This window comes from Mesorhizobium sp. M7A.F.Ca.AU.002.02.1.1 (assembly GCF_003998535.1).
Taxonomy (GTDB): Bacteria; Pseudomonadota; Alphaproteobacteria; order Rhizobiales; family Rhizobiaceae; genus Mesorhizobium; species Mesorhizobium ciceri.
This window is the reverse complement of record NZ_RZPB01000209.1, coordinates 1-8367: the sequence shown is the minus strand read 5'-3', so window position 1 is coordinate 8367 and position 8367 is coordinate 1. Positions and strand designations below refer to the sequence as shown.

The 8367-nt window shown below is 63.6% G+C and carries 9 protein-coding genes and 1 pseudogene; all 10 read right to left on the bottom strand.

Annotated elements, in window-relative coordinates:
* The coding region (gene doeB, locus EN879_RS15095; RefSeq protein ID WP_127274115.1) for a N(2)-acetyl-L-2,4-diaminobutanoate deacetylase DoeB at window positions 1-726 on the bottom strand (726 nt) is incomplete at its 3' end.
* Between the two features lie 5 nt (window positions 727-731).
* On the bottom strand, window positions 732-1910 hold the full coding sequence (gene doeA / locus EN879_RS15090) for an ectoine hydrolase DoeA (RefSeq protein ID WP_063170122.1): 1179 nt from the start codon (window positions 1908-1910) through the stop codon (window positions 732-734).
* A gap of 129 nt (window positions 1911-2039) precedes the next feature.
* A complete protein-coding gene (gene eutC / locus EN879_RS15085; protein ID WP_063170121.1) occupies window positions 2040-3032 on the bottom strand; it encodes an ectoine utilization protein EutC in 993 nt (330 codons plus the stop codon).
* Window positions 3029-4021 carry a hydroxyectoine utilization dehydratase EutB gene (gene eutB, locus EN879_RS15080; protein ID WP_164745816.1) on the bottom strand — a complete coding sequence of 331 codons (993 nt, stop codon included), beginning with the start codon at window positions 4019-4021 and terminating at the stop codon, window positions 3029-3031. The genes eutC and eutB overlap by 4 nt, the downstream gene beginning before the upstream one ends.
* 9 nt (window positions 4022-4030) lie before the next feature.
* Window positions 4031-4807, bottom strand: a complete 777-nt coding sequence (gene eutA, locus EN879_RS15075; protein ID WP_063170120.1) for an ectoine utilization protein EutA — start codon at window positions 4805-4807, stop codon at window positions 4031-4033.
* 3 nt (window positions 4808-4810) lie between these two features.
* Window positions 4811-5470 carry an ectoine/hydroxyectoine ABC transporter permease subunit EhuD gene (gene ehuD / locus EN879_RS15070; RefSeq protein WP_013530329.1) on the bottom strand — a complete coding sequence of 220 codons (660 nt, stop codon included), beginning with the start codon at window positions 5468-5470 and terminating at the stop codon, window positions 4811-4813.
* A gap of 34 nt (window positions 5471-5504) precedes the next feature.
* The gene (gene ehuC / locus EN879_RS15065) at window positions 5505-6164 is read right to left on the bottom strand and encodes an ectoine/hydroxyectoine ABC transporter permease subunit EhuC (RefSeq protein WP_013530328.1); all 660 of its coding nucleotides are present in this window, start codon (window positions 6162-6164) and stop codon (window positions 5505-5507) included.
* Between the two features lie 157 nt (window positions 6165-6321).
* The gene (ehuB, locus tag EN879_RS15060; RefSeq protein WP_013530327.1) at window positions 6322-7173 is read right to left on the bottom strand and encodes an ectoine/hydroxyectoine ABC transporter substrate-binding protein EhuB; all 852 of its coding nucleotides are present in this window, start codon (window positions 7171-7173) and stop codon (window positions 6322-6324) included.
* Window positions 7174-7260: 87 nt separating this feature from the next.
* Complete coding sequence (ehuA, locus tag EN879_RS15055) at window positions 7261-8052, bottom strand: ectoine/hydroxyectoine ABC transporter ATP-binding protein EhuA (protein ID WP_063170119.1); 792 nt, start codon at window positions 8050-8052, stop codon at window positions 7261-7263.
* A 126-nt stretch (window positions 8053-8178) separates the two neighbouring features.
* Window positions 8179-8367: pseudogene (locus EN879_RS15050) on the bottom strand (PLP-dependent aminotransferase family protein); the annotation flags it as partial.

Genomic DNA, 8367 nt, shown 5'->3' with positions numbered 1-8367 from the left:
CTCTACAATGCCGGCATGACGCAGCACGTTGAGAATGCCGCGCCTCGCGATCCGCACGGTTTGCGCGCGCGACGTGCCGCCGCCGCCAAGTTCGGTGCTGACGAAGACCTTGCCCATCTCCTCGGCTGCCGTGTCGTACATGCCAACGGCGTCGATCTCGATCATGCGCATCGAGAACGGAGCGGCAAAGGCCGCGACCGCGTCAAAGGCTTTCTGTTCCAGCGCCTTGTCGGGCAAAGTGTGCGCCGCGCAGAACGGCACGAAGTCCAGCGTCTTGCCGCCGGAGTGGAAGTCGAACACGATGTCGGCGCGAGGCAGCAGCTCACGTTGAAAGTAATCGGCGATCTTTTCGGTCACCGTTCCGTCCGGCCGGCCGGGAAAGCTGCGGTTCATGTTGCCCTTGTCGATCGGCGAGGTGCGCGTGCCGGCGCGGAAGGCCGGATAGTTCATTGCCGGCACGATGATCACCGTGCCGCTGACTTGCCTGGGATCGAGGGTCCTGGCGAGATCGTAGAGGGCCAGCGGCCCCTCATATTCGTCGCCATGGTTGGCGCCGGACAGCAGAGCTGCCGGTCCGTTGCCGTTGCGGATGACGCAGATCGGGATCATCACCGAGCCCCACGCGGAATCGTCGCGGCTGTAGGGCAAGCGCAGGAAGCCGTGCTGGACGCCGTCGCGGTCGAAATCGACGGTCGGCGCGACCGGTGATGAGCGTAGATTCGACATCGGGCTCAATCCTTCACCACCAGCTTACGCGGCACATTGGCCAGGCACTCCACACCGGTTTCGGTGATCAGGATGGACTCGGTGATCTCCAGTCCCATCGTTTCCAGCCACAGGCCGGTCATGAAATGGAAGGTCATGCCGGGCTTGAGTTCGGTGCGGTCGCCGGGACGCAAGCTCATCGTGCGCTCGCCCCAGTCCGGCGGATAGGACAGTCCGATCGAATAGCCGGTGCGGTTGTCCTTGACGATGCCATACTTCTTCAGCACGGCGAAGAAGGCGTTGGCGATGTCCTCACAGGCGTTGCCGGGTTTGGCCGCGGCCAGCCCCGCTTCCATGCCTTCCAGCGTCGCCTTCTCGGCATCGAGGAATTCCTGCGTCGGCTTGCCGAGGAAGACGGTGCGCGACAGCGGGCAGTGATAGCGGTTGTAGCAGCCGGCGATCTCGAAGAAGGTGCCCTCGTCCCGCTTCATCGGTCTGTCGTCCCAAGTCAGATGCGGCGCCGAGGCATCGGCACCCGACGGCAGCAGCGGCACGATCGCCGGATAGTCGCCGCCGATGCCGTCGACGCCGCGCGTGCCGGCATCATAGATTTCGGCAACGAGATCGCATTTGCGCATGCCGACCTCGATCTTGTCGAAGATGCGCTGGTGCATCGCCTCGACGATGCGAGCCGCCTTGCGCATATAGTCGATCTCGGTCGAGCTCTTCACCGCGCGCTGCCAGTTGACCAGCGCGGTGGCATCGACAAAGCGGGCATTGGGCAAATGCTTCTGCAGCGATGCGAAGGCGGCGGCCGAGAACCAGTAATTGTCCATCTCAACGCCGACTGTCAGCTTGCCCCAGCCGCGATCCGCAAGCACGCTGGCCAAAAAATCCATCGGGTGGCGCTCGGTCGACTGCACATAGTGATCGGCATAGCCGACGATGTTGTCATGCGCGAGATAGGCAGTGCGCTTGGCACCGTTGGCGTCCTGGCCACGGCCGTACCAGACCGGCTCGCCCGATGGCGGCACGATAACCGCCTGATGCACGTAGAACGACCAGCCGTCATAGCCGGTCAGCCAGGCCATGTTGGACGGGTCGCTGATAACAAGAAGATCGACGCCCTTCACCTCCATGGCTTTGCGTGTCTTGGCGAGGCGATCCGCATATTCGCCGCGCGAGAATCTCAGGTTCGGTTGCATTGTTCTTGGTCCTCGTTTGTTGGGCCTTGAGCCTGTTTCAACTTCGTTGAAACCGGCCCGTCGTTCTTGTTTGGGCGTGATCTTTCGGAAAACCGGTTCCCATTTTTCCGGATCACGCCTTGGCCAGCATCAGCTTTCGAAAATGGCCCCGGAACCGGCCACCCGCGCCCGATCGCGGGCGAACGTAGCTATCGCCGTATCCTGAACGCCGGTGCCGGTCAGATCGGCGATGGTGATGTCGCTGGCCGAGCGCCGACCATGCCGTTTACCGGCGATGATCTGGCCAAGTTCGGTCACCTCTTCGTCAGCGGCCATCACGCCCGCCGCGATGGCGTGATGCAGCTCACCCAGCCGCCGCGTCTGACGGGCGCTGTCGGCGACATAGAGGTCGGCCATGCGCAGGATTGCCGGCGCGATCTCGTTCTTGTGCTCGGCGTCGGAGCCCATCGCCGTGATGTGCTGGCCGGCGGAAACGAAACCCGCCTTGATCAGCGGCTCGGTCGAAGGCGTGGTGGTGACGATGATGTCGGCGCCGACAACTGCGTTTGCCGCGTCGGGCTCGGCATGCACGAGAATGCCGAGCTTTTCGCGCAGGGCTCCGGCGGTTGCCTCGGCCTTTGCCACATCGCGCGCCCAGATGCGCGCCTCGGAAATCGGCCGCACCAGCATCAGGGCTTCCAATTGCAACCCGGCCTGGACGCCGGCGCCGAAGATCGCGGCAACTGACGAGTCCTGACGCGACAGATGTTTGGCGGCGACGGCGCCGGCAGCAGCGGTTCGGATATCCGTGAGATAGCCGTTGTCGAGCAGCAGTGCTTCGACCAGCCCGGTTTTGGACGACAGCAGCACCATCATGCCGTTGACGCTGGGCAGGCCGAGCTTCGGATTGTCGAAGAAGCCGGGGCTGATCTTGATGGCGAAACCGTCGATATCAGGCACGTAGGCGGTCTTCACGTCGACCTCGCCGCGATGCTCGGGAATGTCGAGCCGCAGGATCGGCGGCATCGCCACCGGCAGGGTGGCAAGCGCACGGAAGGCGTTTTCGACGCAGGCGACTGCATCGAGATCGAGTGTCACGATCGCGCGCAATTCTTGTTCGGTGAGGATCGTCATCCGGCTCATGCGGCGTGCTCCTTGAGCGATGGCGCCTCGCCGCAGACGATCCTGCGGTGCGCGTCCATATCGATGTTGCGGCCGGAGAGAAGCACGACCACCGGCCCGTCCGACCTGACCTTGCCGGCGAGCAGCGCGGCGATGCCGACCGCGCCGGCGCCCTCGACGATTTCGCGTTCGCGCGCATAGGCGTGACGGATGCCGGCGGCGATCTCGTCCTCGCTAAGCAGGACGATACCATCGAGCAGGTCGCGGCACATGGCGAAGGTCAGCCGGTTGTCGAGGCCGATGCCGCCGCCGAGCGAATCCGCCAGCGTCGGCAATTCCTCCACCAGCACCGGGCGGCCGGCATCGAGGCTGGCCTTCATCGCCGCGCCACGAGCCATCGAGACACCGATGATCTTTGTGCCGGGGCTGACGCCTTTGATGGCCGCGGCAACGCCTGAGGCGAGCCCGCCACCCGACAACTGCACCAGGACGAGGGCAGCATCCGGGACCTGTTCGATCATCTCAAGCCCGAGCGTGCCTTGCCCGGCGACAATGTCGGGATGGTCGAAGGGCGGCAGCATAACCAGCCCCTCTTGCGCCACCAGCCGATCGACCTCCTGCTGGGCATCGTCCTGACTGTTGCCGATAATGCGAACCTCCGCGCCCAGCCGGCGGATCTCGTCGAGCTTGTTTTCAGGCACCAGCCGCGACATGCAGATCACCGCGCGCATGCCCTCAAGCTTCGCCGCATGCGCCAGCGCGCGGCCGTGGTTGCCGGTCGAGGCCGCGACCACGCCACGCGCCTTCTCCGCGGTGCTGAGCGAAGCGACGGCATTCGAGGCGCCGCGCAGCTTGAAGCTGCCGGTGGTCTGCCGGTGTTCGAGCTTGAGGTGGACGGGGACGCCCAGCCCTTCGGAAAGACTTTGGGACAGCACGGTCGGCGTGCGCTCGACCTTGCCGGCAATGCGCTCATGCGCGGCGCGAATGTGCTCAAGAGTGACCTGTGTCATGATCATCAATCAGGCGGCAAATGGCTGCGTCATCAGACGGCCGAATTCGGGACGCGGCGTGTCATCTCCGCACAGCCGCAGACAATTCCAGGCGGTCGCCTGGTTGCTGGTCACCACGGGACGTCCAATAGTTTTTTCCATTCCGGTGACCGCGAGGGCGCTACGCAGCGCCGTGCAGGAGACGAACAGCGCATCGGCGCTGGTGTCGGTCGCCTCACGCGCCAGTTCGACGAGGGCCGCCGGTGCGATGCGCGCCATCTCGCGGTCGTCCTCGAAACCGAGGCAGGTGAAGCTGGCGATCTCGAAGCCGTGCGCCGCGAAATAGGCGGCCATCGGCCTGGATGTCTCGACCGTGTAGGGAGTGAGGATGCTGATCTTGCTTGCGCCCAGCGCACGCAGCCCGCGCACGCCCGCCATCGGCGGGGTGATTACCGGCACGCCGGGCTTTGCGACCTGGATCGCCGCCTCGATCTCGGCATCGCCGATCACCACCGAGGCCGAAGTGCAGGAATAGCAGACGGCATCGAGTGGCTCATCCGGCAGGATCAGGGCCGCGCCCGCCGTCAGCGCCGGCTGCATCTTGCGCAGGTTTTCGGGCGTCGTCGGGTTGGCATAGGGAATGCGCGCGACATAGACGCCGACGCGTTCGCTCGCCACCATGCGGCGGAAATCCGGTTCGCTGGTGTGGTCGGTGGCCAGGATGATCAGGCCGATGCGCCGCTCCAGCGGACGCGCATCCAGTGCCGGCCGTTTTGGATACACCTTGATCTCGGGCAAGGGTTTCATCGGTTACCTCTCGATCTTGCCGTAGCGGCGTTCCAGCCAGCGCAGCAACACGACCGAAAACAGACTGATGACCAGGAAGAAAGCACCGACCAGGGTGATCGGCTCGATATAGCGATAGTAGGTGTTGGCGACGCTTTTGGCCTGGTTCATCAGTTCCAGCACGGTGATCGCCGACAGCAGCGGCGTTTCCTTGAACATGGCGATAAAGTAATTGGCGAGCGCCGGAATCATCGGTGGGATAGCCTGCGGAATGATGATGTGGGTCCAGGTCTGACTGGCGCTCAAATTGCACGCCTTGGCGGCCTCCCATTGGCCGCGCGGCACATTGTCGATGCCGGCACGATAGACCTCGGCCGTATAGGTGCCGTAATGCAGCCCGAGCCCGATGACACCGGCGACCAGCGGCGGCAGCAGGATGCCGATGTCGGGCAGCACGTAGAAGATGAAATAGAGCTGCACCAGCAGCGGCGTGCCGCGGATGAATTCAGCCGCCCAGCCGACCGTGCGCGACAACGCCTTGTTGGGCGAGCGGCGCGCCAGCGCAATGCCAAGCCCGACGATCGCCGCCAGCACCGAGCCGAGCAGCGTCGCCAGGATGGTGATCTTCACGCCCTGGATCAGCGTTGGCATGATTTCCCAGACGAAATTCCAATCCCATTCCATCAGTAGGCCCAATTTATCAGAAGGGAGTTGGCCATCAGGCACGCACCCCGTCGAGGCCGCGCGCCATGCGTCGTTCCAGCGAGCGCACGCCCCACGAGATGAGCAGGGCGAGGATGAAATAGATGATCAGGATGGTGGTGAACGGCACCAGGGTGTTGCCGGTCTGGGCGCGCACCACCTGCGCCTGGAAGGTCAGGTCGGTGAGCGAGATCAGCGACACCACGGCGGTCGCCTTGAGCAATTCGATGGCATTGTTGCCAAAGGTCGGCAGCATCACCAGCAGCGCCTGTGGCAGGATGATGTGGCGCATGCCTTGCCAGCGGCCGAGATTGAGCGCTGTGCAGGCCTCATACTGTTCGCGGCCGATCGACTGGATGGCACCGCGCACCACTTCGGCGGCGTAGGCGCCGACATTGAGGCCGAGCGCCAGCACGCCGGCCTGCAACGGGGTCAGCGAAATGCCGATGAAGGGCAGCACGAAATAGGCCCAGAACAACTGCACGAAGATCGAGGTGCCGCGGAAGAACTCGATGTAGGCGGTGGCCAACCAACGCAGCGCAAAGAAGCGCGACACGCGCCCCATGCCGGCGAGGAAGGCCATGATCAGCGCCAGCACCGACCCCATCAGCGTCAGCTCGATGGTGACAAGCGCTCCCTGCAATATCAGGCCGAAATAGCCGGACCACTGGGTCATTCGGTTTCCAACGTTGGGTTTAGCATCTTCTCCCCGTTCACGGGGAGAAGATGCCGGCAGGCAGATGAGGGGCGGCGCGAACTTGCGAAGGTTTGGCGCCGCCCCTCATCCGTCACTTCGTGACACCTTCTCCCCGTTGAACGGGGAGAAGGAAGGATCACTTCGCCGCGCAGAGCTTGTCGCGGCTGGTCGACATCGCGGCTGCCGCCGAGAAGCCGTAGGGCTCGATGATCTTGGCGAACTCGCCCGATTTCTTCATCTTGGCCAGTTCCACATCGAAGGCGTCGCGCAGTGCCTCGTCGCCCTTCTTGAAAGCGGCGCCGTCGCAATAGACCGGTGCGCCCTGCACCGGAGCGATGACTTCGAGGTTCGGATCGTTGGCCTTCTTGACCAGATCATTGATCGACAGGACGGGCAGCGAATAAGCGTCGATGCGGCCATCCTGGAGCATCTTCACGCCGCTCTGGCCATCCGGCACGACGATGACGCGATCGCGTGGCACGCCGGCATTGAGCGCGAGCTTCTCCTCGGTGCCGCCGCCCGGCGCGCCGATGGTCGCAGTCGTATCCTTGGCGACATCCTCATAGCTCTTGAAACCCTTTGGATTGCCTTTCTTCACCAGCATCGCCTCGGCGTCGCACAGCACGGGTTCCGAATAGGCGACCGCAGCACAGCGCTCCGGCTTCATGAACAGGCCGGCGGTGACGACATCGAAGCGACCGGCCTGCAGGCCGGGGATCATGGCGCCATATTCGGAGATCGAAGCGGCAACGTCGGCGACGCCGAGCCGCTTGAATATCTCGCGGGCCACATCAGGCGCGGCACCCGAAACCTTGCCGTCGGCGGCGACCGCCGTATAGGGCGGCTCGTTGGCGATGGCGAGGCGGGCGAAACCTTGCGCCTTGAGCTGCTCGAGCTTGCTGTCATCGGCCGAACCGGGGATCGAGGCGGCCAGCACCGCCGTCAGTGCAAGACCGGCAACGCCGGCCAGAATGCCAAGTTTGTTCATTGTTCCCAACTCCTTGTTTCTTGTCTTGCTTTGTTGCATGGCGGCCCTCGCCGCCTCGGGACGACTTCGTCGCCCTGGGCATTGCGGTCAGACCCGATGTCCGGCCGCGATGATCTTCTTCAGGAAACCTTGCGTGCGCTCCTGCTTGGGATTGCGGAAAATCTCGTCCGGTTTGCCTTCTTCGACGATCCTGCCGCGATCGAAGAACAGCACCCGGTCGGCGAAATCATGGGCAAAGCCCATCTCGTGGGTGACCAGCAGCATGGTCATGTCGGTCTCGGCGGCGAGCTTGCGCATGACGTTCATCACCTCCTCGACCAGCTCTGGATCGAGCGCCGACGTCACCTCGTCGAACAGCATGATCTTCGGCGACAGCGCCAGCGCCCGAGCGATCGCCACGCGTTGCTTCTGTCCACCGGACAGCTGCGCCGGCATGTTCTTGGCCTTGTCGGCCATGCCGACCATTTCGAGCAGTTCCATCGCCCGCTTTTCGACGGCGGCACGCGGCGTGCCCTTGGTCAGCATCGGCGCCAGCGTGACATTGTCCATGACGCACTTGTGCGGAAACAGGTTGAACAGCTGGAACACCATGCCGATCTTCTGGCGCATCCTTGTCAGATGCCGCTCATCGGCGGGCAACAGCTGGCCATTGCGCTCCATGTGATAGAGCTGCTCGCCGTCGATCTGGATATGACCGCCATCGATGCGCTCCAGCGTCATCAGGATGCGCAGGATCGTCGTCTTGCCCGAACCCGATGGGCCGATCAGTGCCAGCTTCTCGCCGGGCATGACTTGCATCGACAGGCCGTCCAGCACCTTGAAGCTGCCGAAGCTTTTCGAGATGCTGTCGATCTTGATGATGGGCGCTGGTGCGGACAAATGTATTTCCCCGTGCTGGAGAAGCCTATGCCCCTTAACGATGCGGAACGCGCCAAATCATGTCAATTGGGAAAATAATATCATGACAATTATTCTGATTCCCCACAATTTCCGGGCAAACCGGACCTAGATTGCGAGCAGCAGATGCTCCGGATCGCCAAGCAGCAGCTTGGTGACAACGCCGAGGCCGGCGCGCAGTTCCCCCTCGGTGGTCGAACCCAGCGAGATACGCACCGCCGGGTGCCAGGGCGCACCCGAAATACGGAAGGATGTTCCGGGCGCGATAGCCACGCCTTGCAGGCGGGCCTGGGCGAC

Bases quoted from the DNA above. Each gene is read 5' to 3' on its own strand.
- doeA (WP_063170122.1), bottom strand. From the start codon at position 1,910: ATGCAACCGAACCTGAGATTCTCGCGCGGCGAATATGCGGATCGCCTC.
- eutC (WP_063170121.1), bottom strand. From the start codon at position 3,032: ATGAGCCGGATGACGATCCTCACCGAACAAGAATTGCGCGCGATCGTG.
- eutB (WP_164745816.1), bottom strand. From the start codon at position 4,021: ATGACACAGGTCACTCTTGAGCACATTCGCGCCGCGCATGAGCGCATT.
- eutA (WP_063170120.1), bottom strand. From the start codon at position 4,807: ATGAAACCCTTGCCCGAGATCAAGGTGTATCCAAAACGGCCGGCACTG.
- ehuD (WP_013530329.1), bottom strand. From the start codon at position 5,470: ATGGAATGGGATTGGAATTTCGTCTGGGAAATCATGCCAACGCTGATC.
- ehuC (WP_013530328.1), bottom strand. From the start codon at position 6,164: ATGACCCAGTGGTCCGGCTATTTCGGCCTGATATTGCAGGGAGCGCTT.
- ehuB (WP_013530327.1), bottom strand. From the start codon at position 7,173: ATGAACAAACTTGGCATTCTGGCCGGCGTTGCCGGTCTTGCACTGACG.